Annotated in this window: 22 protein-coding genes and 1 other RNA gene; 14 read left to right on the top strand and 9 right to left on the bottom strand. The window is 57.3% G+C overall.

The window, feature by feature from the left end:
• Positions 1–22: 22 nt before the first annotated feature.
• The 4 genes from RIKMI_RS0107495 to ffs form a co-directional block, all read right to left on the bottom strand.
• Positions 23–970 carry a glycosyltransferase family 2 protein gene (locus RIKMI_RS0107495; protein ID WP_027291100.1) on the bottom strand — a complete coding sequence of 316 codons (948 nt, stop codon included), beginning with the start codon at positions 968–970 and terminating at the stop codon, positions 23–25.
• Positions 971–980: 10 nt separating this feature from the next.
• The gene (locus RIKMI_RS0107490; RefSeq protein ID WP_027291099.1) at positions 981–1544 is read right to left on the bottom strand and encodes a DUF4199 domain-containing protein; all 564 of its coding nucleotides are present in this window, start codon (positions 1542–1544) and stop codon (positions 981–983) included.
• A 6-nt stretch (positions 1545–1550) separates the two neighbouring features.
• Positions 1551–2165 carry an L-threonylcarbamoyladenylate synthase gene (locus tag RIKMI_RS0107485; protein ID WP_027291098.1) on the bottom strand — a complete coding sequence of 205 codons (615 nt, stop codon included), beginning with the start codon at positions 2163–2165 and terminating at the stop codon, positions 1551–1553.
• A gap of 70 nt (positions 2166–2235) precedes the next feature.
• Positions 2236–2328, bottom strand: an RNA gene (gene ffs, locus RIKMI_RS14620) — signal recognition particle sRNA small type.
• A gap of 101 nt (positions 2329–2429) precedes the next feature.
• Between ffs and mltG the strand changes: the two genes are divergently transcribed.
• On the top strand, positions 2430–3524 hold the full coding sequence (gene mltG / locus RIKMI_RS0107480; RefSeq protein WP_051214414.1) for an endolytic transglycosylase MltG: 1095 nt from the start codon (positions 2430–2432) through the stop codon (positions 3522–3524).
• 597 nt (positions 3525–4121) lie between these two features.
• Here mltG and RIKMI_RS13400 read toward each other — a convergent pair.
• The gene (locus tag RIKMI_RS13400) at positions 4122–5336 is read right to left on the bottom strand and encodes a transglutaminase-like domain-containing protein (RefSeq protein WP_051214413.1); all 1215 of its coding nucleotides are present in this window, start codon (positions 5334–5336) and stop codon (positions 4122–4124) included.
• Between the two features lie 222 nt (positions 5337–5558).
• Between RIKMI_RS13400 and RIKMI_RS0107465 the strand changes: the two genes are divergently transcribed.
• The 6 genes from RIKMI_RS0107465 (at position 5559) to RIKMI_RS0107440 (ending at position 11473) form a co-directional block, all read left to right on the top strand.
• Entirely contained in the window at positions 5559–5924 is a 366-nt protein-coding gene (locus tag RIKMI_RS0107465; protein ID WP_027291095.1) for a DUF1573 domain-containing protein, read from the top strand.
• A gap of 96 nt (positions 5925–6020) precedes the next feature.
• Positions 6021–6437 carry a methylmalonyl-CoA epimerase gene (gene mce / locus RIKMI_RS0107460; protein WP_027291094.1) on the top strand — a complete coding sequence of 139 codons (417 nt, stop codon included), beginning with the start codon at positions 6021–6023 and terminating at the stop codon, positions 6435–6437.
• A gap of 362 nt (positions 6438–6799) precedes the next feature.
• The gene (locus tag RIKMI_RS0107455) at positions 6800–8362 is read left to right on the top strand and encodes an acyl-CoA carboxylase subunit beta (protein ID WP_027291093.1); all 1563 of its coding nucleotides are present in this window, start codon (positions 6800–6802) and stop codon (positions 8360–8362) included.
• A gap of 14 nt (positions 8363–8376) precedes the next feature.
• Entirely contained in the window at positions 8377–9285 is a 909-nt protein-coding gene (locus tag RIKMI_RS0107450) for an OadG family transporter subunit (RefSeq protein WP_037291691.1), read from the top strand.
• 565 nt (positions 9286–9850) lie between these two features.
• Entirely contained in the window at positions 9851–10303 is a 453-nt protein-coding gene (locus RIKMI_RS0107445) for a biotin/lipoyl-containing protein (RefSeq protein WP_027291091.1), read from the top strand.
• Between the two features lie 6 nt (positions 10304–10309).
• The gene (locus RIKMI_RS0107440; RefSeq protein ID WP_027291090.1) at positions 10310–11473 is read left to right on the top strand and encodes a sodium ion-translocating decarboxylase subunit beta; all 1164 of its coding nucleotides are present in this window, start codon (positions 10310–10312) and stop codon (positions 11471–11473) included.
• 107 nt (positions 11474–11580) lie between these two features.
• Here RIKMI_RS0107440 and RIKMI_RS0107435 read toward each other — a convergent pair whose 3' ends face one another.
• The gene (locus tag RIKMI_RS0107435) at positions 11581–12144 is read right to left on the bottom strand and encodes a pentapeptide repeat-containing protein (protein ID WP_027291089.1); all 564 of its coding nucleotides are present in this window, start codon (positions 12142–12144) and stop codon (positions 11581–11583) included.
• 83 nt (positions 12145–12227) lie between these two features.
• Between RIKMI_RS0107435 and tig the strand changes: the two genes are divergently transcribed.
• The 7 genes from tig to RIKMI_RS0107400 all read left to right on the top strand — a co-directional run bounded on the left by tig (position 12228) and on the right by RIKMI_RS0107400 (position 20974).
• Entirely contained in the window at positions 12228–13544 is a 1317-nt protein-coding gene (tig, locus tag RIKMI_RS0107430) for a trigger factor (RefSeq protein WP_027291088.1), read from the top strand.
• Between the two features lie 297 nt (positions 13545–13841).
• Positions 13842–14513: an ATP-dependent Clp protease proteolytic subunit gene (locus RIKMI_RS0107425; protein WP_027291087.1), complete on the top strand. Its 672-nt coding sequence runs from the start codon at positions 13842–13844 to the stop codon at positions 14511–14513.
• Between the two features lie 13 nt (positions 14514–14526).
• Positions 14527–15789, top strand: a complete 1263-nt coding sequence (clpX, locus tag RIKMI_RS0107420; RefSeq protein WP_027291086.1) for an ATP-dependent Clp protease ATP-binding subunit ClpX — start codon at positions 14527–14529, stop codon at positions 15787–15789.
• Positions 15790–16162: 373 nt separating this feature from the next.
• Positions 16163–17515 (top strand): adenylosuccinate lyase, encoded by a 1353-nt coding sequence (gene purB / locus RIKMI_RS0107415; RefSeq protein ID WP_027291085.1) that lies wholly within the window; start codon positions 16163–16165, stop codon positions 17513–17515.
• 40 nt (positions 17516–17555) lie between these two features.
• Complete coding sequence (locus tag RIKMI_RS14615; protein WP_084135221.1) at positions 17556–17720, top strand: rubredoxin; 165 nt, start codon at positions 17556–17558, stop codon at positions 17718–17720.
• Between the two features lie 94 nt (positions 17721–17814).
• On the top strand, positions 17815–18168 hold the full coding sequence (locus RIKMI_RS0107405) for a DUF4834 family protein (protein ID WP_027291084.1): 354 nt from the start codon (positions 17815–17817) through the stop codon (positions 18166–18168).
• Between the two features lie 133 nt (positions 18169–18301).
• Positions 18302–20974, top strand: a complete 2673-nt coding sequence (locus RIKMI_RS0107400) for a carboxylesterase family protein (RefSeq protein WP_051214411.1) — start codon at positions 18302–18304, stop codon at positions 20972–20974.
• Between the two features lie 128 nt (positions 20975–21102).
• Here RIKMI_RS0107400 and RIKMI_RS0107395 read toward each other — a convergent pair whose 3' ends face one another.
• The 3 genes from RIKMI_RS0107395 to queA all read right to left on the bottom strand — a co-directional run bounded on the left by RIKMI_RS0107395 (position 21103) and on the right by queA (position 25316).
• Positions 21103–22350: a peroxiredoxin family protein gene (locus RIKMI_RS0107395; protein WP_037291686.1), complete on the bottom strand. Its 1248-nt coding sequence runs from the start codon at positions 22348–22350 to the stop codon at positions 21103–21105.
• Between the two features lie 1079 nt (positions 22351–23429).
• A complete protein-coding gene (lptB, locus tag RIKMI_RS0107390) occupies positions 23430–24164 on the bottom strand; it encodes an LPS export ABC transporter ATP-binding protein (RefSeq protein WP_027291081.1) in 735 nt (244 codons plus the stop codon).
• Between the two features lie 102 nt (positions 24165–24266).
• Positions 24267–25316, bottom strand: coding sequence for a tRNA preQ1(34) S-adenosylmethionine ribosyltransferase-isomerase QueA (gene queA, locus RIKMI_RS0107385; RefSeq protein WP_027291080.1), 1050 nt, complete (start codon positions 25314–25316; stop codon positions 24267–24269).
• Between the last annotated feature and the right edge of the window lie 50 nt (positions 25317–25366).

The following is a 25366-nucleotide window of genomic DNA, read 5'->3' as shown; positions in this document are numbered from 1 at the left end:
AATGCCGCCTTACAAACAATCGTCACAGCCGTTCGTCCACCAGATACCGGTTGCGTTCCGGCGCCGAACGATTGACCATCTCTCCCAGGAAGCCGGCCAAAAAGGTCTGTACGCCCAGCCCCACCGCCAGCAAGGCGATATAGAACAGCGGCTGGTCGGTTACCGGCCGCAGCGGAAGGCCGTGATGTTGCAAATACAGCTTCTCGGAAATCAGGTAAACGGTAATGACCGCCCCGACCAGGAACATCAGCGTGCCGATGCCGCCGAAGATATACATCGGCCGCCGTCCGAAACGGGTCATGAAAAGCACCGTCAGCAGGTCGATATACCCCTTTATCATCCGTTCCCAGCCGAATTTGGACACCCCGAACTGCCGGGCGCGGTGCTGCACTACCTTCTCCCCGATCCGCCGGAAACCGGCCTGTTTGGCCAGAATGGGAATGAACCGGTGCATCTCGCCATAGACTTCGATCGACTTGACCACCTTCTTCTTATAGGCTTTCAGCCCGCAGTTGAAGTCGTGCAGCCGGATGCCGCTGGTCACGCGGGCCGTCATGTTGAAAAATTTGGAAGGAAGGGTTTTCCCCAGCGGGTCGTAACGTTTCTGTTTCCAGCCCGACACCAGGTCGTACCCCTCTTCGGTCACCATCCGGTAAAGCTCCGGGATCTCGTCCGGCGAATCCTGCAAATCGGCGTCCATCGTAACGACCACCTCCCCTTGCGCCGCATCGAAACCGCAGTAAAGGGCGGGCGACTTGCCGTAATTCCGGCGGAAACGGATACCCCGAATCGCCGGATACTGCCCTTTCAAACGCGTGATGACCTCCCACGACGCATCCGTCGATCCGTCGTCCACGAAGATCACCTCGTACGAGAACCCGTGATCTCCCATCACACGGGCGATCCACTCCATCAGGGGCGCGAGCGACTCCTCTTCGTTATATACCGGAATGACCAGCGAAATATCCATGTCGATCATTTTATTGCAACGGCGGAAACGAACTGTGCGGCCTGCGGTAACGCACGATCGCCGCAGTGAACAGGGACAGGAAACCGCCCTGGAACAACATGGCGACCATATTGGCGAAAATCACGACGAAAAGGTTGTGCATCAACGCCATTCCCGCCTGCACCTGCTCGGCGGTCATCAGCCCCGACGAAATGTACAGCTCGGCCACGCGTTCCATGGCCCGGCCGAAATAGCGCGGATCGATCACCTCGGTCAGCAGGAAATAACCGACCCCGTACACGATCCCGCTCAGCAACGAAACGAGTATCGAAAATCCGAAAGCCCGGCCGTAAGTAAATCCGTTCGGCCGCAGCACGGGATCGGGCGGGCACAAGGCCGCAGCGCGCCTTCCGTAAACGATCAGCACCGCCACGATCGCCGCGAAATTGGCGAACGAGAGCAAGCCGACCACAAAACCGCCCGCGTCGCGGAACAGGTATTGCAATACCACGACCGCGAACATGACCAGTCCCAAGACCATGCCGGCCGTGAGCAATTCTCCCCTGTATTTCTGTTTGCGTGTTTGTTCGTCCATAAATTTTCAGAATTCGAGTTCCCTGCGTCCCTGCCGCACGACATCGACCTCGCCGCTGACCGTGCAGTCCACCACCGTGGAGGCGAAATTGTCGCCGATGCCGCCGTCGATCACGGCGTCCACCGCCGGATAGCGTTCGCTGATCAGTTCCGGATCGGTGATATACTCCACTTCGTCCCCCACGTCGTCCGTCCTCACGGAAGTGGTCACCAGCGGCATCCCCAGCTCGCGCACGATCGCCAGCGCGATGGAGTTGTCCGGAATGCGCACCCCGACCGTCTTGCGGCCGATCATCACTTTGTCGGAAATCCGCGACGAAGCGGGCAGGATGAAGGTGAACGGCCCCGGCAGGTTGTGTTTCAGGAGTTTGAACACCAGATTGTCCACTTTGGCGTATTCGGCCGCTTCGCCGATTTCGGCGCACACGATGGACATCTCGGCGGAATCCTTGCCCCCCCGGATCGTCCGCAGCCGTTCGATGGCCTTGGGCTGGTCGAGCGCGCAGCCGAGGGCGTAAACCGTATCGGTGGGATAGACGATCACCCCTCCGCGGCGCAGGATGTCGGCCACCTGTCTTACGGTCCGTTCGTTGGGATTTTCGGGATATAGCTTGATGATCATGACCCAAAGGTAATGAATAAATAGATTCGCATAAAACGCGGATTATTGCCGACGCAAATAAAAAAGTGGGTAAGCTACTTGCATCGCACCGCTACAACCGCCTACCCTTGCTGCCTTCCGGCCCTGGGGGATTCAGCAGGAGCTGGTCGTACAAGACTTACCCACGGCACAAAAATAAGGCAATTTTCGGATTTCCCCAACCCCGGCCGGCGATTTTCGATTTTTGCGTACCTTTGGCTCTGCAAAACAGGAGCATCCCCACCTATGGCAAAAACAAAAACCGCCCGCCGCAAGGCCTCCGCAAAAGGGAAACGACGAAAACTTTCGGCGCGGGGCATAACGATCATCGCGGCCCTGGCTCTGGTTTTTCTCACAATAGCGGTTGCGATCGGCTGGAAACAATACGACTACCGTTTCGGGACGGCCATCGTGCGGGAGGGTACCGTACAGGTCCGTACGGGAACCTCTTTCGACGAACTGAGCCGGATGCTGGCCGACAGCGGATACCTGAAAACCCCCCGCAAATGGGATTCCTACGCCCGTTCGAACGGACTGGACAGCGTCCGGGCGGGAAATTACACGCTCCGGGAAGGCATGGCGTACCGCACGGCGCTGACCCGTTTCTTTTACGGTCGAGAAACCCCGGTACGACTGACGTTCAACAACATACGCACAATGGACAGACTGGCGGGAGTCGTATCGCGATACATCGAGGCCGATTCTGCGGCGATCCTGCGGACATTGAACGACGAATCGGTCATCGGCGAAACGGGACTGACGAAGGCGACATTTCCGTCGCTGTTCATACCGAATACCTACGAGGTCTACTGGACGATGACTCCGCGCGAATTCGTGACCAGGATGCAAAAGGAGCACGACCGGTTCTGGAACGAGGAACGGCGGGCGAAAGCGGAAAAACTGAACCTGACGCCGGAGCAGATCTCTACGATCGCTTCGATCGTGATCGAAGAGACGAAGTTCAGCGGCGAGATGACGCAGGTGGCGGGCGTCTATATCAACCGCCTGCGTGCGGGAATACCGCTCCAGGCGGACCCGACGGTCAAGTTCGCGCTGGGCGACCCGTCGATTCGGCGGGTGCTGAACCGGCACCTGGCATACGACTCGCCGTACAACACGTATCGGTATGCGGGTCTGCCTCCGGGACCGATCTGCGTGCCGCCGGTCTCGGCGCTGGATGCGACGCTGGCATATGCGGAGGAAGACCGAAAACATGATTACTATTATTTCTGCGCGAAAGCGGACTTCTCGGGACGCCATGCTTTCGCCCGAACGCTGCCGGAACATAACCGCAACGCAGCGGCATATGCGAAAGAGCTGAACCGGCGAGGCATACGCTGACTGCTCCGCCGTTCGATCCGGCGGACAGCATATGCTTTCTTTCGGCAGTCCCCGAAACAGACGGTTTCTGAGATGGGCGAACCTCCTTCCGGCGGTTCGCCCATCGTATATAACTCTTTTCGTCGTTTTGCCGGTCGGCGGCAGGCAGACCCCCGGCATCCGGCGAAAATCCCGCCGCATACCCTGCTATACCGCCCGTATCCGAACGGACACGGGACAGAAACGGCGAGGACGGAACGCGGCGTTACTCCGGATCGAACGCCTGTCCGATCTTCTGCCGCTCTCCGGCCCGCTCCTTTTCCGTCGATTCCCTGTCCGCATACGATCAGACACACGAACCGGATGCCCGGGCCGGGTACGGTCGCTTACCAAAAAGGCTCCCCGTTTCCGGGAAGCCTCGATTTTCAGGTCGATACATACGGTACCTGATTTATAGTTTGGTATACCAGACCTGTCCGGCGGTAATTTCCCGCTGCCGGCTCTGCGGCGCCGCCAGAATCGAGTATGGCAGGCAACCCCGGACGAAAGGCACGAACCGAAGAAGCGTCCGAGAAAACCAAAGGCGTATAATCGGGATGCCGTATATGCTACCGGTTCTTATTCGAGATAGAGTTCGATTTCGATCGGCGCCGGCTGTTCGCCTTTTCGGGCCTTCGGCGTAGAGACCGGAGCGCTGTGCACCGTGCCCGCCGCATCCGTGAACTCCGCTTTCAGCTCTTTGCCGAACGGCAGGTAGAGCGTCAGGTAATCGTTCATGTCGGCCGTCGGCCCCGCCGTTTTGCCCGCAGCCACCATATTGCCGTCCGCATCCACCACCTTCACATCCTGCGCCACGCGGTCGGCGCTGCTGCGTCCGCCGTCCTCGGCCTTGAACACCCGGATCACCACCGGCGCTCCGTTCTTCGCCTCAGCCATTTGCGCGTTGTACAGGTCGATATAGAAATCCGTCACGTCGATGCCCGGAACGTTTTCGTTATCCTTATCCCAGACCATCGGGAAATGCAACCCGGTCGGTTTCCACGACGTTGCGTACATCCAATAAATCGGATCGCTCTTGTCGGCCTTGCCCGCGCGTTCCAGGAACCAACTGTGGTTCAGCGCCGGCGTCGGATAATATTCCGTGAAATACCACTGGCCGTCGATCCAGACCTCCGTCCAGTTGTGGTTGCCTTCTTTCGACACCCACAACGGCGTACCCGCGATGCGCGACGGGATACCCATCGTCCGGAAAGCGTCAGTCAGCAGAATCGACAGACCGCTGCACGACGCCATGCCGATCTCCATCGATTCGCCCGGCGACTGGTGCGGTTTTTTACGTTTGGTGTTGTACTCCACCTTAACCAGGTATTGCAGTTGCTTGTTGATCGTGTCGATCGCCGCCCGCACGTCGGTGATGCTGTCCACCAGCGGATAGAGTTTTTCCCAGAACATAGCCCGCCACGGTTCGCGATGTTCGTTCATCGAGGCGTATGGCAGCACGTCGTTGTAGAATACGGAGTCCGGCAGGGTTCGGGTCCACGGGAAAGTCTCGCGGGCCTTGTAAGCCCAGCCCACCTCTTCGAGCAGGAAACCCGCTTTCAGCGTGTCGCGGTCTCCCTCCGGCATATACGCGATCAGGTAAGCCATACCTTCTTTCTGGTTCTCGGGCGCCTGTTCCAGCGCGGCGAGCAGTTCCTGACCGTTCTCGCCGGCAGCGGCGATGTTGGCTTGCAGGTCGGCGGCCAGTTTCGGGTCAAGCCCTTTGTACGGGTCGGAGCACGAAAACAGCAACGCTCCGGCAGCCAAAGACGCGATGAGTGAAATTTTCTTCATGTTTTATGTGTTTTTGGATTAGTCTCGGATGAGCAAAGATATTAATTTTGTGAATGGTAAGTATATACGACTTTACCCAAAATCGGATAACGGTCTGCCCAACCGGCCCTGTTGCAAAACGGCAGAGCCGCTCCGAAGGAGAGGAGCAGGACGGAAGCATTTGAAAATCAAGCATACGAATAAAATAGGGTAAAGTCGCATATAGCTGCCTTGTGAATATTTATGATACGAAAATTCTTCTTTGCGGCGCTTTTCGCATCGGCATGGGACCTGTTGCCGGCCCAGACGCTGTCCGTAACCCCTTCTGTCATACAGATGGGCGAAATCGCTTTCAAATCCAAAAACCGGGTGGAGCTGACCTGCGTCAATCGGTCGGACAAGCCCCTGGTCATCCGGGACATCCGGACGGACTGTACGTGCACGAAACCTTCGTGGCCGAAGTCGCCCCTCATGCCGGGCGACAGTGTCCGGGTCGCGGTGACGCTGACGCCGACGGACCGGGGGGCGTTCTACAAAACGATCCGTTTCGTGACGGTTCCCGCTTCGGACCCCGCGCCGCAGGCCGTTTTGCGCGGAAAAGTTTACTGATTTCCGGGTTGTTATTTCAAAAACAAACCCTAACTTTGTAAACATCGGCCGCAGAGGTCGTACTGCCCAGGCTAAACGACTAAAAATCCATACGTTATGAACATCTCCCACATCGAACACCTCGGCATCGCGGTGAAAAGTCTCGAACAGGCCATCCCCTATTACGAAAAGGTGCTGGGCCTGAAATGTTACAGCATCGAGGAAGTGGCGGACCAGAAGGTACGCACCGCTTTCTTCAAGGTCGGCCAAACTAAGATCGAACTGCTCGAACCGACGTCGGAGGAGAGCACGATCGCCAAGTTTATCGAAAAACGGGGCGAGGGTATCCACCACCTGGCATTCGCGGTGGCGGACGGGGTAGCCGAAGCGCTGGCGGAATGCGAGGGGAAAGGGGTGCAATTGATCGACAAAGCGCCGCGAAAGGGCGCGGAGGGGCTGAATATCGCATTCCTGCACCCGAAATCGACGCAGGGCGTGCTGACCGAACTGTGCGAAGACCCGGCAAAGAAATAATCGTTCGTTTATTCGTACAATCGAGTTTGAGGGCACTGTTCCTTTTGTGAACAAAAGGAACCGAAAAAACTTTTTGAGATGCTGACGCATCTCCTGGGCCTGCCGGATACCTCTTTTCTTTGACAGTTCCTATTTTGTCATTGCAGGGGGCTATATAACACATTTATACCCAAATAGCCCCCTGCAATGACAAAATAAAAAGCTCGCAATGCAAAAGGACTGCGGAGCCTAAGGCGCAGCGGAGCTTCACAAAAGTTTTTGGTGCCGCTTTTTCCAAAAAGCGGCAGTTCTCTCCAATCTCAACCGCACGAATAAACAAACGAATTAATCACGAATAAGAACCGAACCACACAAACTTTTTTATGAGCGTCAATCAGGAAAAAATCAAAGAGCTTGTCGCGCTCCGCGAGAAAGCCAAGCTCGGCGGCGGTCAGAAGCGCATCGACTCGCAACATGCGAAAGGGAAACTCACCGCCCGCGAACGCATCGACCTGCTGCTCGACGAAGGCAGCTTCGAAGAATTCGACATGTTCGTCACCCACCGTTGCACCAACTTCGGCATCGAAAAAGAGTCCTATTACGGCGACGGCGTCGTGACCGGCTACGGCACCATCGACGGACGGCTCGTCTATGTATTCAGCCAGGACTTCACCGTCTTCGGCGGCTCCCTGTCCGAAACCTTCGCCGCCAAAATCTGCAAAGTGATGGACATGGCCATGAAGAACGGCGCCCCCGTGATCGGCATCAACGACTCCGGCGGCGCACGTATCCAGGAAGCCGTGAACGCCCTGAGCGGATATACCGAAATCTTCCAGCGCAACATCATGGCCTCCGGGGTGATCCCCCAGATATCCGCCATTTTCGGCCCCTGCGCCGGCGGAGCCGTCTACTCGCCGGCCCTGACCGACTTCATCTTGATGAACAAAGGTACCAGCTACATGTTCGTCACCGGCCCCAAAGTCGTCAAGACCGTGACCGGCGAAGAGGTGACGCAGGAGCAGCTCGGCGGCGCCTCCATGCACTCCACCAAATCGGGCGTGGCCCACTTCGTCAGCGAAACCGAAGAAGAGGGGATGGCCATGATCCGCAAGCTGCTCAGCTACCTGCCCCAGAACAACCTCGAAGACGCGCCGCTGGCCGTCTGCACCGACGACATCGACCGCATCGAAGACGCCCTCAACGAAATTATCCCCGACAACCCGAACAAGCCCTACGACGTGCTGGACGTGATCCACGCCATCGTCGATAACCGGGAGTTCCTCGAATCGCAGCGCACCTTCGCGCCGAACATCGTGACCGGCTTCGCCCGCTTCAACGGCCAGAGCGTCGGGATTATCGCCAACCAGCCGAAATACTACGCCGGCGTGCTCGACATCAACGCCAGCCGCAAAGCCGCACGCTTCGTTCGCTTCTGCGACGCTTTCAACATCCCGATCGTAACGCTGGTGGACGTACCGGGATTCCTGCCGGGCACGGCTCAGGAGTACGGCGGCATCATCACCCACGGCGCCAAGCTGCTCTTCGCCTACGGCGAGGCCACCGTGCCGAAAGTCACCGTCATCCTGCGCAAAGCCTACGGCGGGGCGTATTGCGTAATGAGTTCCAAGCATCTGCGGGGCGACCTGAACTATGCGTGGCCGACGGCGGAAATCGCCGTGATGGGCGCCCAGGGAGCCGTCGAAGTGCTGATGGCCAAAGAAGCCAAAGCGATCGGAGACGACGCAGAACGCGCGAAATTCCTGGCCGAGAAGGAAGAGGAGTACCGCACCAAATTCGCCAACCCCTACGTGGCGGCCAAATACGGCTATATCGACGACGTGATCGAACCGCGCAACACGCGTTTTCGCATCATTCGGGCGCTCCAGTCGCTGGTGACCAAGAAAGTGGTCAATCCGCCGAAGAAACATTCGAACATACCGTTGTAAACCGAAGGGAGCGTATGATGAAGAGACTATTGCTTATCCTGTGCCTCGCCGTATCCGCCGGCGGCGTGCTGCGGGCGCAGGGACTGAAAGATATCCGGATCAACGAGGTACTGGTGGACAACCGCACCAGCTATGTCGATGACCACGGCAACCACGTGGGCTGGATCGAACTGTACAACACGGGGTATTCGAGCGTGAACATCGGCGGGGCTTACCTGACTGTAAAACAGGGAGACGCGACGCGGACTTACCGCATCCCGAAGAACGACGCCCGCACGCTAATCGCGCCGCAGGGCTATGTGATTTTCTTTGCGGACAGCACTTCGAACCGGGGGACGTTCCATACCAATTTCGTGCTGGACGAAACAGGCTACCTGGCCTTTATGGACCAAGGAAAGAATGTCGTGGATTCGATTCTTTACGATGTGGCAGCCCAGCAGCCGGACGTGTCGATCGGTTGGACGGACGATCCGGAAACGGGAGAGGAGACTTTCGGCCCGCTGGCGGGGATCACTCCGATGCAGGCCAATGAAATCGAAGAGAAGATGCTGGCTTCGGAGAAGTTCCGGCAACGGGACCCTTCGGGGGCGGTCATGGCGATCACTGCCATGTCTGTGGTGTTCTCGGCGCTGATCCTGCTTTACCTGTCGTTCAAGTTCATCGGTAAGTCGATGATACGGGCGTCGCTCAAAAAAGAGCAGAAAGCCGTATCGGCCATGCCGGAGGCGGTGAAAACGGCCGTCAAACCGGAACCCGGACTGATCGGCGAGGAGATTGCGGCTATCGCCGTCGCGCTGCGCCGTTACGAGGAAGATCTGCACGACATCGAATCGCACGTCCTGACCATCAACCGTGTGGCGCGGGCTTACTCGCCGTGGAGTTCCAAAATCTACGGTATCGACAACCAGCCTAACCGCAAATAAACCGTCCCTTTCACCGTTCGTTTATCCATATTGTTTGGGTAGCGTGAACTGTTCTCTTTGTGAACAACCGACGCTGCCAGCGCATCCGGAGACCGCTTGCGGGCTATGGTAAGCGGCGAGGAGGAACCGAGTAGCGTTCCGAGACCAAAGACCGTTCACGGTCTTTGGCAAGGTAGCACGAGGAAGCCGCAGGCAAAACAAGCGCAGCGCAGTTAGCGAGAACCAGAAAAACTTTTTGAGATGCTTCGCACCTCCTGAGCCTGGCGGATAACCTATTCTTTAGAAATGAGCTTGTTCTGTAACGGATAGGGGCTATAACAGCGTATACCTGATGCCCCTATCCGTTACAGAACAAAGAAGTCTGCAAGAAAAAGGTTTCCGATAAACGAGGAATCGCAAACCTGCTCGAAAGTTTGGCTTCGCCTTCCTCCTGGCGCCTCGGCCATCCGAACGAGTTCGATGACGCTCGGCTGCTGCGTCGGCTCTTTGGTTCTTTCTTTGAAAAGAAAGAACAGTGGACTCTACCCAAGAGTATGGATAAACGGACCGTTAAAAAAGAATTTACATGAAAGAGTATAAGATCAAGATCAACGGCAACGAATACGCCGTATCCGTATCGAACGTAGAAGACAACACCGCATTGGTGAACGTCAACGGCACCCAATACGAAGTAGAAGTGGAAGGGATGACCGCTCCGAAAGTCACCAAAACCCCCAAGATCGTACAACAACCCGCCGTGGCCGATACCGACCCGCATCCGGCGACCGCCCGGACCGCCAGCCCCGCTTCGACCGCCTCGGTAGCCGCAGGAAACATCAAATCGCCGCTGCCCGGCGTCGTGCTCGACGTAATGGTACACGTAGGCGACGCAGTGAAGACCGGCCAGCGGCTGATGATCCTCGAAGCGATGAAAATGGAGAACAACATCGACTCCGACCGCGACGGCACCGTGAAAGAGATCAAAGCCCGCAAAGGCGACTCCGTGCTCGAAGGCGATATATTAATCACAATCGGATAGCGTACTATGGAGAACCACAGCTTTTTCGAATTTATCGGCGCGAACCTCCAGCAGTTCCTGAGCTATACCGGTTTTGCGAACGTCACGCCGGGGCATCTGATCATGATCTGCTTCGGCCTGGCCTTCATCTACCTGGCTATCGCCAAGAAATACGAACCGATGCTCCTGCTGCCCATCGGTTTCGGTATTCTGGTGGGAAACATTCCGTTCGTACCCGGCCTCCAGATCGGGGTTTACGAAGACGGTTCCGTCATGAACTACCTCTATTTCGGCGTGCTCAAAGGCGTCTATCCCCCGCTGATTTTCCTCGGAATCGGAGCGATGACCGACTTTTCGGCCCTGATTTCCAACCCGAAACTGATGCTGATCGGGGCAGCCGCGCAGTTAGGCATCTTCGGAGCCTATATCGCCGCGCTCGCGCTGGGCTTTACGGCCGCCGAAGCCGGGGCCATCGGGATTATCGGCGGGGCCGACGGCCCGACAGCCATCTTCCTCAGCTCGAAACTCGCGCCCGACCTGATGGGAGCCATCGCCATCGCGGCCTACTCCTATATGGCGCTGGTACCGGTGATCCAGCCGCCGATCATGAAGCTGCTCACCACGAAAAAAGAGCGGGTGATCCGCATGAAACCGCCGCGCCAGGTGTCGCAGCGCGAGAAAGTGCTCTTCCCCATCATCGGGATGCTGCTGACCTGTTTCCTCGTACCCTCCGGCCTGCCCCTGCTGGGGATGCTCTTCTTCGGTAACCTTCTGAAAGAGAGCGGAGTGACCAAACGGTTGGCCAACACCGCGAGCGGGCCGCTGATCGACATCGTGACGATCCTGATCGGCCTGACCGTGGGCGCTTCCACGCAGGCGACCACCTTCCTGACCTGGAAATCGCTCGGCATCTTCGGCCTGGGCGCCGCCTCGTTCGTGGTGGCCACTTTCGGCGGCGTGCTGTTCGTCAAATTCTTCAACCTGTTCCTCAAAGAGGGCAATAAGATCAACCCGCTGATCGGGAACGCCGGCGTCTCGGCCGTGCCCGACTCGGCCCGCGTTTCGCAGGAAGTCGGCATCAAATACGACAAGACCAACTACCTGTTGATGCACGCGATGGGACCGAACGTCGCCGGGGTGATCGGTTCGGCAGTAGCGGCCGGTATCCTGCTCGGCTTCCTCGGCTCCTGATGCCGTTCCCCGATAAAAGACGCCCCCGCGGCCATTGATGGCCGCGGGGGCGTCTTTTATGGATTTCCCGTTTTGCCGCCGGTATGGCACACGATACCGGACCATCCCTATTCGATCTCCAATCCATACTGTACGAGCAACCCCTCCAGCCCCTCGCGCGAAAACCGGGCGCCCCGCATCCGGTTGGCCGCAGGGTCGATGGCATACCGGAACGCCGTGCGGAAATCCGCCTTCTCCAGCTTACACCGCTCGAACAGCGTCCGTTCCAGATCGCACGCCGAAAAATCCGCCCGCGTCAAGTCGCATTCCGAGAAAAAACACTCGATCAGCTCACACCCCTCGAACACCGTCTTCGGCATTTTCAGCTCATGGAACGAGCAAAAACTGAGGTGGCAACGACGGAACGCCGTGGAGAAACCGAATTTGCGGCAAAGACCGAAATCGACGCCCCGCACCTCGCACCCCGAGAAGAGTACATCCCGCATGCCAGCCTGTTCGAACTTCGACATGACCAGACGGCACCGTTCGAACGCACAATCCGCAAAATCGGCATCCGAAAAGTCCGCCCCCGTAAAATCGCATTCCAGGAACGTGCACTTTTCGAAATCCCCGTCCGGCAGCCCGTCTGCACCGGACAATCGGCGGAACGCCTTGTCGTAAATCAGGGTCATCAGTGCCAAAAGTAGCGGATTTTCGTAAAAATCCGTTACCTTTGCCTCTCCTTAAAGCAAATAAAACTAACAAGATACTCTCAATGAACGTAGTCAGAGAAAATCTCGAAAACCAGACCGCCCTGCTCCGGATCGCCGTGGGCGAGGCCGATTACAAGGAACAGGTGGACAAACAACTCAAGGATTATAAACGCAAAGCCAACGTGCCGGGCTTCCGTCCGGGCATGGTGCCGATGGGTATCATCAACAAGATGTACCGCAAAAGCGTAGTGGCCGACAGCGCCTACCGCAAAGCCACCGATGCCGCGTTCGATTATATCAAGGAAAACGGAATCGAAACCGTGGGCGACCTGATGCCGTCGGAAAAACAGGGCGAACTGGATTTCGATAACGGCACCGACTTCGAATTCGTATTCGAAATCGGGCTGGCTCCCGAAGTGGAGCTGGCGCTGACCAAAAAGAACAGCCTCACCAAATACGTCATCGAACCGAACGACGATATGCGCAAAGGTTTCCGCAGCAACTACATGCGGCGTTTCGGCAAACTGGCGGACGTGGACGTCGTGGCCGACGACGAAGCGCTGACCGGCACCCTAACCCAGGGCGAGACCACCGTCGAAGACGCCTACGTAGGGCTTATCAGCATGGACGAAGAGGCCCGCAAGCCGTTCATCGGCAAGAAAGTCGGCGACACGATCGAAGTCGATGTGAACGAAATCTACAAAACCCCCTCCCAGCGGGCTTCGATCCTCGGCGTGAAAGAGGCCGAACTCGAAGGGATGGATCCGAAATACACCTTTACCATCACCCAGATCCGTAAATTCGCGGAGCCGGAAATGAACGAAGAGTTCTTCAAACTGGCTTTCCCGGCCGGCGACGTGACCACCCCGGAACAGTTCGACGCCAAAATCGACGAACAGGTACGCGGCGAACTGGCCAAAGAGACCGAATTCAAGTTCACCGCCGACATGCGGAAATACCTGCTGGAAAAAACGAACCTCTCCCTGCCGGAAGAGTTCCTGAAAAACTGGCTCTACCGCGTGAACGAAGGCAAATTCTCGATGGAAGAGATCGAAAAGGAATTCCCGCAGTTCCTCGATATGCTCCGTTGGGACCTGATCCGCCGCAAGGTGATGAAAGCGAACAACCTCGAAATCACACAGGACGACGTGAAAGCCGAAGCCAAAGAGGTGGCCATGATGCAGTTCCAGTACTACGGGATGCATACCGTAGCCGACGACATGCTCGAAAACTTCGTGAACTCGATCCTCGGCAATAAGGAAGAGGTACGCAAGATTTACGACAAGGTGGGCGAACGCAAAGTGATCGACGCCGTAGCCGCGCAAATCAAAGTGAACGAAAAGACCGTCAGCCCGGAAGAGTTCCAGAAACTGGCGTAGTACCCGTTCCGGCATTAGCATTGGACGAGGTATTCCGGACGGCACGAAATAGCGCTCCCTCCAGGCTTTCCCGACCTGTGCGGGAGTGCAACATCCGCCGGTTCGCGCTACCCCCGCCGGAACAGGAAAATCGTTCGCGACGCATGAGCGTCGTAAACAAGATGCTCCCGGCGCTCCGAGTCTTTAGTGCAATTATATTCAACCCGCAAGGCGCATTTTGACAACAAGATGCGCCTTATTTTGTAAAAAAGTCGTAATTTTACTTCTTGCAACATTTTACACCGACGAATGGATCCTATAAAAGAGTTTGAACGGTACGCGCGGCTCGGACGCGGAATCTCCTCGCTGGCCATGCACCGTTACGACCGCATCGCGGCCGAATATATCTCGCCGACCATCATCGAAGAGCGGCAGCTGAACGTCGCCACGATGGACGTATTCTCCCGCCTGATGATGGACCGCATCATCTTCCTCGGCGTGCCGATCTACGACGACGCCGCCAACATCATCCAGGCCCAGATGCTTTTCCTCGAATCGACCGACCCCAAAAGCGACATACAGGTCTATCTCAACACTCCGGGCGGATCGGTATCGGCCGGACTGGGCATCTACGACACCATGCAGCTCATCGCGCCCGACGTGGCGACCATCTGCACCGGCATGGCCGCCTCGATGGGGGCCATCCTGCTGACGGCGGGCACCAAAGGCAAACGCTCGGCCCTGCAACATTCGCGCATCATGATTCACCAGCCGCTCGGCGGGGTCGAAGGCCAGGCCAGCGACATCGAAATCACCGCGCGCCAGATACTGAAAACCAAAGAGGAACTCTACTCCATCCTGGCCGACCACAGCGGCGTGGACATCAAAAAAATCGAACAGGACGCCGACCGGGACTTCTGGATGACTTCGGCCGAAGCGGCCGAATACGGCCTGATCGACGGGGTGCTGACCAAACGGGAGGAGATCTAAGCGAAATTGCGCCATGGCAGACAACAACAATAAAGGACAGACGCACGAACACTGTTCGTTCTGCGGTGCCCCGGCCACGCAGGTCGGAATGATTATCCACGGACAGGAGGCCAACATCTGCGACAACTGCGCCGAACGGGCGTGGGAGATCGTACAGCAGGAGATGGAAAGCCGGGCCAAAAACGAAGCGGTACAGACGATCGGCGAAGCGATGTCGCTCTATACGCCGCAGTCTATCAAAGCGTTCCTCGACCAATACGTCATCGGGCAGGACCGGGCTAAAAAATACATCGCGGTAGCCGTTTACAACCATTACAAACGGCTGATGCACGGCATGGCGAATCCGGGCGACCAGGAGGATGCGGAGATCGAGCTGGACAAATCGAACATCCTGCTGGTCGGCGAAACGGGAACGGGCAAAACGCTGATCGCCCGGACGATCGCTCGTCTGCTGAACGTGCCGTTCGCCATCGTGGACGCCACGGCGCTGACCGAGGCGGGCTACGTCGGGGAGGATGTCGAAAGCATCCTGTCGCGGCTCCTGCAGGCGGCGGATTACGATGTGGCCGCGGCCGAACGGGGCATCGTCTTCATCGACGAGATCGACAAGATCGCCCGCAAGAGCGACAACCCGTCCATCACGCGCGACGTGTCGGGCGAAGGGGTGCAGCAGGCGTTGCTGAAAATCCTGGAGGGCACGGTGGTGAACGTGCCGCCGCAGGGCGGGCGTAAACATCCGGATCAGAAGTACATACAGGTGAATACCCGGAATATCCTGTTCGTGGCGGGAGGAGCGTTCGACGGGGTGCAGAAGAAGATCGCGCAACGGCTGAACACGCGCGTGGTGGGCTACGGCCAACAGCAGAAGATAGCGGAGGTAGACCGGGACAATCTGTTGCAGTACATCACGCCGAAAGATTTGCGCAGCTTCGGGCTGATTCCGGAACTGATCGGCCGCCTCCCGGTATTGACTTACCTGGAACCGCTGGGACGCGAGGCGTTGCGACGTATCCTGACGGAACCTAAAAACGCGATCGTGAAGCAGTATGTCCGGCTGTTCGAACTGGACGGCGTAAAACTGACGTTCGATGCGGATGTGCTGGACTATATCGTGGACAAGGCGATCGAATACAAACTGGGGGCGCGGGGACTGCGCTCGATCTGCGAGGCGATCATGATGGACGCGATGTTCGAGGTGCCGGCGACCAAACGCAAAACGTTCCGAGTCAAACTGGACTATGCCCGCTCCCGCGTCGAAAACATGCACGTCGCATAAACGTAAATATTAATCGTTCGTTTATTTGTACGTAGAGGGTAGAGTCCACTGTTCTTTCTTTGAAAAGAAAGAACCAAAGAGCCGAGGCGCCAGGAGGAAGGCGAAGCCAAACTTTCGAGCAGGTTTGCGCCCCCTCAGTTTGCCAGAAGCCTTTTCTTGCGAACTTCTTTGTTCTGTAACGGATAGAGGGCATCGGGTAACGACATTGATAGCCCCCTATCCGTTACAGAACAAGTTTTCAAAGGAAAGGTCATCCGCCAGGCTCAGGAGATGCGAAGCATCTCAAAAAGTTTTTCTGGTTCTCTTTGTTCACAAAGAGAACAGTCACCTCAAACCTAATGTACCGAATAAACGAACCTTAAATAGACATTTTATGGAATTGAATCGATTGACAGCCATTTCGCCCGTCGACGGTCGTTACCGCGGCAAAGTGGAGCAGTTAGGCGAATATTTTTCCGAATACGCCCTGATCCGTTACCGCGTGCAAGTCGAGATCGAATACTTCATCGCCCTGTGCGAAGAGCCTCTGCCTCAGCTCGCCGCATTCGATAAGAAACGCTACGGCGCCCTGCGCGGCATCTACAAAGACTTCAGCATCGCCGACGCCCAGCGCGTCAAAGAGATCGAGCAGACCACCAACCACGACGTGAAAGCCGTCGAATACTTCATCAAAGAGAAGATGGACGCCATCGGACTCGGCGACGAACGCGAATTCGTACATTTCGGCCTCACCTCGCAGGACATCAACAACACCGCCACGCCATACAGCCTCAAAGCCGCGACCGAAGCGATCTACTACCCCGCCCTGGACGAACTGCTGGGGAAACTGGAAGAACTCGCCGAAGCGTGGAGTTCCGTGCCCATGCTGGCCCACACCCACGGACAGCCCGCCTCGCCTACCGTGCTCGGCAAAGAGATCCGCGTCTTCGTCGAACGGCTCGGCAAACAGCTCGCCCAGCTGAAAGCCATCCCCTTCCCCGCCAAATTCGGAGGAGCGACCGGCAACTTCAACGCCCACTCCGTCGCCTACCCCGACATCGACTGGGTCGCTTTCGCCAACCGGTTCGTAAACGGGACCCTGGGCCTCGACCGCTCGCAGTTCACCACCCAGATCGAACACTACGACAACCTCGCCGCCCTGTTCGACGCCTTCAAACGCATCAACACCATCCTCGTCGATCTCTCGCGCGACATGTGGACCTACATCTCGATGGAATATTTCAAGCAGAAAATCAAAGCCGGAGAAGTAGGCTCCTCGGCCATGCCGCATAAAGTCAATCCGATCGATTTCGAAAACGCCGAAGGGAATCTGGGAATGGCCAACGCCATTTTCGAACATTTGGCAGCAAAATTGCCGGTATCCCGTCTGCAACGCGACCTGACCGACTCCACCGTACTGCGGAACATCGGCGTACCCGTGGCGCACACCCTGATCGCCGTCAGCTCGCTGATGAAAGGCCTCGGCAAACTGATTATCAACCGGGAAGCCATCGACCGCGATCTGGACGACAACTGGGCCGTCGTGGCCGAAGGGATACAGACCATCCTGCGGCGCGAAAAATACCCGAACCCCTACGAAGCGCTGAAAGCCCTGACCCGCACCAACAAAGGGATCACGCAGGCCGACATCGCGGCTTTCATCGACGGTCTGGACGTGCCCGAACCCGTGAAACAGGAGCTGCGCGCGCTGACCCCTCATACCTACATCGGCATATTTGCCGAATAAGAGACAGAACGATCAACCAACAACTAAATTCATTACTACCATGGACAGCTACAAATGCGACGTATGCGACTGGGTTTATAACCCCGAAGAAGGATACCCCGAAGGCGGCATCGCCCCGGGGACACCGTTCGAAGACCTGCCGGACGATTTCGAATGCCCGCTCTGCGGCGTGGGCAAAGACATGTTCAGCAAAATCGAAAAATAAAGGTCCGGTTCCGGACATCCGCCGGTTCGAAGGAGCGTACTAAAAATACGCTCCTTTGCGTTATCTTTGCAAGACAATCAAGTAACCCGTCCAGATGGAGACTTTCCTGACCGTCATACTGTTCATATTCGCCGGATTCTGGCTGCTCGGAATAATCGGGCGGTGGATGCTGCGGTGGTGGATCGCCAAGAAACAGCGCGAATTCCAGCAACAATTCGGCGGCGACGGCACGGCCTCCGGAGGCGCTTTCGGCAACGGAGCGTTCCGCGGCTTCTACACCCATTTCGGAGGCGCCGGAACCGCCGCCGGACGGAAAAAGAAAAAAGAGGGCGAAGTGACCGTCACCCGCGCCGAACGGCGCAGCGAATACCAGGTCGGCAAAGGCGTCGGCGAATACGTCGAATACGAAGAGGTCGAAACCTCCGTCCTGTCCGACGGCAAAGAATGACCGACAGGCGGCACACGCGCTTCGTCCCGCACGAACGACAGTCTGAAACCGCATTCCGGTACTCCGGAATGCGGTTTTTCCGTGAAAATCGTTATTTTTACGGTTTCCATTAATAACCACAGAGAACAACGGCATGACTCCATTCTTCCTCAAGACCTTGCGCGGCACGGCGTTATGCGCCGCACTCGCCGTCGGCGGGCAGACCCTGCACGCCCGGCAGACCTCCGAAGGCGACGGCAATATCGTCGCCATCTTCGGACAACAAAAAGTGGAAACCACCGACGAAGGGCAGGTTTTCCACCGTTTCCGCGAAGGATTGCTCCTGCCCGGCGGCGTCGGCGCCGGTACCCTCTACAACGGCCAGGACATGGTCGCCTGGCTCTATGCCACCGACCGTTTCAAGACCCCCGCAGCAGGCGACAGCCTCGCATACTCCTACCCGAAACAGAAAGAAGCTCCCATGGCCTATCAGTCGCACCGGGAGAGACAGGCCGCGGCCCGGCGCAAACCCGGGCAGAAATACCGGCTCAGCTACGGTTACACGGCACTGCCCAACTGGACATGGAGCCCGATCGCAGCCGACTCCGCCGGCACATTCCGCAGTCCGCACATGCGTTCGGCCTACCTCTACACCTCCTACGAATCGCCCCGTTCCGAAATCGCCTTGTTGGAGACCACCGGCGGAACGCGCACCTACATCAACGGCGAACCCCATGAAGGCGATCATTACGACTTCGGTTATACCCTGATCCCCGTGCGGTTGAAAGCGGGACTGAACGAAATCGTCTACACCCCCGGCCGGTTCGGACGCGTGGAATCGAAACTGGTCAAACCCGACAAACCGGTGATGTTCACCAAACGCGACCTGACCCTGCCCGACCTGATCGCCGGGGAGGACGATCCGAAATGGGCCGCGATCCGCGTGGTGAACGCTACCGAGAAACCCCTCGAAGGGCTGAGCATCCGCACGACCCTCATCCTGCCGGACGGCAACCGGGCCGCGAAAAGCGTGGAATACAAGACCGACGATATCCTGCCGATGGCCGTTCGGAAAGTCAAATTCCGGGTTCCCGGCACCGACCGCCCCGAACTGAAAGGCAACGTATCGGCCCGGCTGGAACTGCTCCGGAACCGTAAAGTCATCGACACCGTGACCATCGCCCTGCGGCAGGTAGCCCCGGACGTACACCACGAGCGCACTTTCGTGAGCCGCATCGACGGCAGCGTGCAATATTACAGCGTGGCCCCGGCCCTGCGGACGGAACCGGCGGACACGGGTGCCAAGGCGTTCATCCTGACCGTGCACGGCGCCTCCGTCGAAGCCCGCAACCAAGCCCGCGCCTATAAACAAAAGGAATGGGTCAATATCGTCGCTCCGACCAACCGCCGGCCCTACGGTTTCAACTGGGAAGAGTGGGGCCGCATCGACGCCCTGGAGGTGCTGGAAGAGGCACAACGCATCTTCCCCACCGACACCGCACGCATCTACCTGACCGGCCATTCGATGGGCGGCCACGGCACCTGGTTCCTCGGTACGACCTATCCCGACAAATTCGCCGCCATCGCCCCCTGCGCCGGTTATCCGGACATCGCGGGCTACGGCAGCGGCAGGGGGGACGCCATGCACCGCCGTCATCCGCTCTTCGAACCCTTCGAACGGGGCGCGGCGGCAGGCCGCGTACAGGCGCTGGCCCGCAACCTGAAGCAGTCGGGCGTATATATCCATCACGGATCGGCCGACAATGTGGTACCGCCCGAACAGGCCCACATCATGCGCGAAACGCTGGGCCGGTTCCATACCGACTTCTGTTACCACGAATTTCCGGGCGGCGAACACTGGTTCGGCGACGCCAGCGTGGACTGGCCCCCGATTTTCGAATTCTTCGCCCGCCACTCGATCCCTGCGGAAAGCCGGGTAGACGAAATCGATTTCTACACCGCATCGCCCGCCATCTCGGCACAGGATTACTGGCTGACTGTGGAACAACAGGAAAGTCCCTACCGCTACACGAATGTAAAGGTGCAGCGCGAAGGCGACACCACGATCCGCGTAGTCGTGGCCGAAAATGCGGCGTTGCTGACTTTCGACCTGCCTGCGCTGAAGATGAAGGCCGCCGAAACGGTTATCGCGTTCGGCGACGGGCAGCGGCTCACGGTTCCGACCTCGCGCAAAGCGATCGTCGCTTACCGCGACGGAAAATGGAAAGTGCTGGACAAGATCGACCCGAAAGAGAAAAACGCCCGGCGTTACGGCGGATTCAAACAGGCTTTCGACAACCGGATGGTGTTCGTCTATTCGACTGCCGGAACTCCGGCAGAGAATGCCTGGTGGCAGGCCAAGGCGCGTTTCGATGCGGAGACGTTCTACTATCGGGGCAACGGGTCGGTGGACATCGTCCCGGACAAGGCGTACGATATGAAGAAATACGCCGGCCGCAATGTAGTCCTGTACGGCAATGCGGACAATAACCGAGCCTGGGCGCAGTTGTTGAAAGATTGTCCGGTACAGGTGCGGGACGGCGAAGTTTCGATGGGCGGCCGTTCCTATCGGGGGGACGACCTCGGAGCTTATTTCGTCTATCCGCATCCGGAGTTCCCGGATGTCCTTGTCGGCGTCGTGACCGGTACCGGCGAGGCCGGGATGCGGGCTACCAGTCCGAACAACTACATTTCGGGCATCACGGGTTTTCCGGACCTCATGATCTTCCGGGCCGACATGTTGAAAGACGGCCTGGATGCCGTCGAAACGGCCGGATTCTTCGACAATGACTGGTCGCTGAAAAAACAGGATTTCGTCACCCGCTAATAAGATCGGGCGCCGACCGTTTTTGAACCGAGGGGCGGTAAAGCATCGTGCTTTACCGCCCCTCGGTTATTCGTCGGCCGTTTCCCCGGCCCTTCCCGGTCAGGTCAGGCCTTGACCGTTCCGTCCGTTTACTCGGCCGGAGCGCCCAACTTCTCGTCGAGCAGGGTCCGGGCCTTGAAAAAGGCGTCGGTAAAGCCGCGGGCCTCGATCTTCCCATCCGGGCCGATCAGCACGAAAAACGGCCAACCGCTGAATTTATAGGCGTCCATCAACGATCGGTTGTCCGGATGGTCGGTCTCGACCTCGACTTCGGTCCAGGGATGTTCCAGCATGCCGGCCAATACGGGACGCATGTCTTCGACGCCGGCCGACGGCGTCTTTTCGTCTTTCGGCAGTCCCTCGTACACTTGGCGGATCGTGGCGACGGATTCGGTCAGTCCTATCACCTCCAGCCCCTTGTCTTTATACTTGTCGTATAATTCACGCACCTGTCCGTCGATATAAATCGATCCCGGGCACAACCCCCAGTGGTAGATCAACAGGTAACCGTCCCGATAATCTTTCTTAGTCACCGTTTCGCCGGCGACGGTCACCACCGAGAAATCCGGTGCGGGCTGGCCGTCGGCGAGCCGTTCCATGCCGGCCAGCGTTTCGGCATACAACCGGCCGTAATAACCGGCTTTCAGCTCCGGCGAGTAGGCTGCATAAGCGGCTTTGGATTCCCCGATCGGTTTGTAAGCGATGGACGGAATATTTTGGATCAACAGGTAAAGCGTCCCGTCGGGGTGGGCTTCGGCATAGGCTTTGCGAGCTTCGCGCACACGGTCGAAACCGGGGTCGGATCCGCTCCGGCCGAAGTTGTTGAATAACTGGGTGTACCTTCTTGCGCCCGCGGTGTCTTTACGGGCATAAGCCGCTTCGATTTCGCGGGCGTAACTACCGCGGATCATCCCCAGAGAGTCTTCCAAACGTAACGTTTCGGCCAGTAAAGGATCGTCGTAAATACCGCCGCCGAGGGCGCAATAATAGATCTCGTCGGCCGTACCGCTGAATCGGATGCGGTCGCCGCCGGTCACGATCACCTCTTTGCCGCTCCGGTCGCAGCGCGGGGCTTTACCCTCTTTCGGAAGGTAAGTCATCAGGTAGTGTTGGTCGTGTTCCTGCTTGCCCCGGTATTGAAAAGTCCCGGGCTGCCCGACCACGACATCGAAGGCGAATTCGCGCTCCCAGTTCGGATGAATAACCCGTTCGAAGCGCAGGGTGTCGCCGGTTTGCAGACCGTCTATCCGACCGGTCAGGGTGAATTTCTGCTGCGCGGAAGCCGTCGTGCCGACCGCGGCTACGGAAAACAGCGCAAAAGAGAGAAGTCGGTTCATGGTATGGTGTGTTTGGGTTTTTGATTCGGATACGTTCTGAGGTTTTAATCTCCAATAGATTACAGGACCTGTTTCTTTCCGGCCCCTTCATTCCGTTTTACCGCCCCCGGATTCGTTGCACGGTCGCTTCGGACGGGCGGAAGTTGCAACCAACAGTACGGTTATTTTTTATTCGGGTCGGGCGCCCGGGAGACCGCCCCGAGTTTACGAGGGTTGCGGGCCTCCCGTGGGGAGGCGTCCGGCCCGCCCGCTGACGCGGAAACTTATATTTTAACCGTACGGTTTAATCGTGTGTCTGTCGCCGACGGACACTTGTTCTTCTTCGCCCGCTCGTACCACGGGGCGCCGGTTTCTCCGGACGCCTTATGCCGACGGGGCATCTCCTTTTTTAAGCGACCCAAAAAAGGAGACAAAAACTCGCCGGGAATACGATTCCCCGTTCCCGACTACCGTCGGAACAGAAAATCGCACATTCCCGGGTCGGCAGCCTCTGCCCGTACTTCGAGTACAAAGTAAGGCACCGAAAGAAGTACTTATTTAAACCTACTTTTAATTTGCAGACTCAAGGCCGGAACCAGCGCGGACTGCTTGCAGGCCTACGCCCGGGGTGGCTCCGGCCTGACTAAGGGGGAACCTGGTAATGAACTGTACGGTTAATGTTATGTTTGCCGAGTGCCGCAGCCTGCGGGGAACGCAACAATCGCGCGAGCGATTGATTTTGCGGGCCTCCGCTACGGGAGGCTGCGGCCCGCGCGACCTAAAGGTCGCAAAGCATGTCCCTGTCATTTAACGTACGGTTTAATATCCCCTTTTTCCCGCTCGTTTAGTGGGTAGAGGCTGCAAACCCGTGCAAAAGAACCCGCATAGTTCGGAGCGAACCGAGACAGTATCCGCGAAAACGAATCGGTATATCGAAATATATAACCAGGTAGCCCCAATAGCCTATTTCGTGCGAAATCGTATCCGACTGCCACTCAAATATAACTATTTTTATCGTCAAAAAAAACGTATCCGATAAAAAACTCCTGCGAACGGAACAATCATCGCAGGAGTCCTTATCGTACCGGTCGGGCATAACGTTATTTTCTGACTTTCCGCAACTCGAAATCCGGCCCGAGATAAACGCGTCGTACGAATTCGTCGGCGGCAAGCTCTTCGGCGGTACCGGTGCGGATCACCTTCCCCTCGACCAGGATATAGGTGCGGTCGGTGATGCTCAACGTTTCGTGTACGTTGTGGTCGGTGATGATGACCCCGATATTTTTTTCTTTCAGCGAAGCGACGATCGACTGGATTTCGGCCACGGCGATCGGATCAACGCCGGCGAAAGGCTCGTCAAGCAAGATGAATTTCGGATTGATGGCCACGGCGCGGGCGATCTCGGTACGGCGGCGTTCTCCGCCCGAAAGCTGCTGGCCGAGGCTTTTGCGTACTTTCTGGAGCGAAAATTCCTTGATAAGGTATTCGATACGTTCGCGCTGGTACTCTTTGGAGTAATCGGTCATCTGGAGCACAGCCCGGATGTTGTCCTCGACGGAGAGCCGCCGGAAAACGGAGGCCTCCTGAGCCAGATAACCCACGCCGAGCTGCGCACGGCGATAAACGGGTTCTTTGGTAATCTCCAAGTCGTTGAGGAATATTTGCCCGGCATTGGGTTTGATCAACCCCACGGTCATATAGAAAGTGGTGGTCTTACCGGCCCCGTTGGGGCCGAGCAGACCGACGATCTCGCCCTGCTCGACATCGATCGAGACGCCGTTCACTACGGTGCGCGATTTGTACTTTTTGACGAGATCCTGCGTCCACAAACGCATCTTCTCACCCGAATTGTTGATCTCCAACGGATTTTCCATGAAACTCGGTTTATTAAGAGAACTGTTCACTCAAACCTGACGGTACGGAATAAGCGGACGGTTTCAGAGGATCAGCATGGCATCGCCGTAGGTACCGAACTTATAGTCTTCTTTTTTGGCCACCTCATAGAGATTCATCAGCTGATCATAGCCCGCGAACGCCGAAACCATCATCAGCTGCGTGGAATACGGCAAGTGGAAATTGGTGACCATCGCATTGGCCACGCTGAACTCGTAAGGCGGGAAGATGAACTTGTTCGTCCAGCCCTCGAACGGTTTGAGCATGCCGTCCGTCGAAACCGAGCTTTCGATCGTCCGCATCACCGTCGTCCCGATGGCACATACCCGTTTTTCCTTCGCCCGGGCCGTATTGACGATTTTCACCGCCTCTTCCGAGATGAAGATTTGCTCGCTGTCCATCTTGTGCTTGGTCAGGTCTTCCACATCCACCGAACGGAAATTTCCCAACCCCACATGCAAAGTCACCTCAGCGCACCCGACTCCTTTAATCTCCAGCCGCTTGAGCAGATGCTTGCTGAAATGGAGACCCGCCGTCGGAGCCGCCACCGCCCCTTCGACCTTGGCGTAAATGGTCTGGTAACGTTCCGCATCGATCGGTTCCACCTTCGGGCGTATCCAACGCGGCAGCGGCGTCTCGCCCAATTTGTACAATGCGGCCTTGAACTGGTCGTAGTCGCCGTCGAACAGAAAACGCAGCGTACGCCCGCGCGAAGTCGTGTTATCGATCACTTCGGCCACCAACGCATCGTCGTCGCCGAAATAGAGTTTGTTCCCGATCCGTATCTTGCGGGCCGGATCGACCAGCACGTCCCAAAGCCGCTGCTCGCGGTTCAGTTCGCGCAGCAGGAAGATTTCGATCTCGGCGCCGGTCTTCTCCTTATTGCCGTAAAGCCGGGCGGGAAAAACTTTCGTATTGTTGAAGATCATCACGTCGCCTTCCTTGAAGTAACCGATGATGTCTTTGAATATTTTGTGCTCGATTTTGCCGCTCTTACGGTCGAAAACGAGCAGGCGCGATTCGTCTCGATTCTCGGCGGGATACTTCGCCAGCATGTCGGGCGAAAAGTCGTACTTGTACTGCGAAAGCTTCATGGGCTAATAATCAGGTAGATTACTTTTATGTTTCGTTTATTTTGCGCCGT

The sequence above is a fragment of the Rikenella microfusus DSM 15922 genome, from assembly GCF_000427365.1.
In the GTDB taxonomy this organism is placed as follows: domain Bacteria; phylum Bacteroidota; class Bacteroidia; order Bacteroidales; family Rikenellaceae; genus Rikenella; species Rikenella microfusus.
Note: the sequence above shows the minus strand (reverse complement) of the source record. Positions and strands in the feature narration are given on the sequence as shown.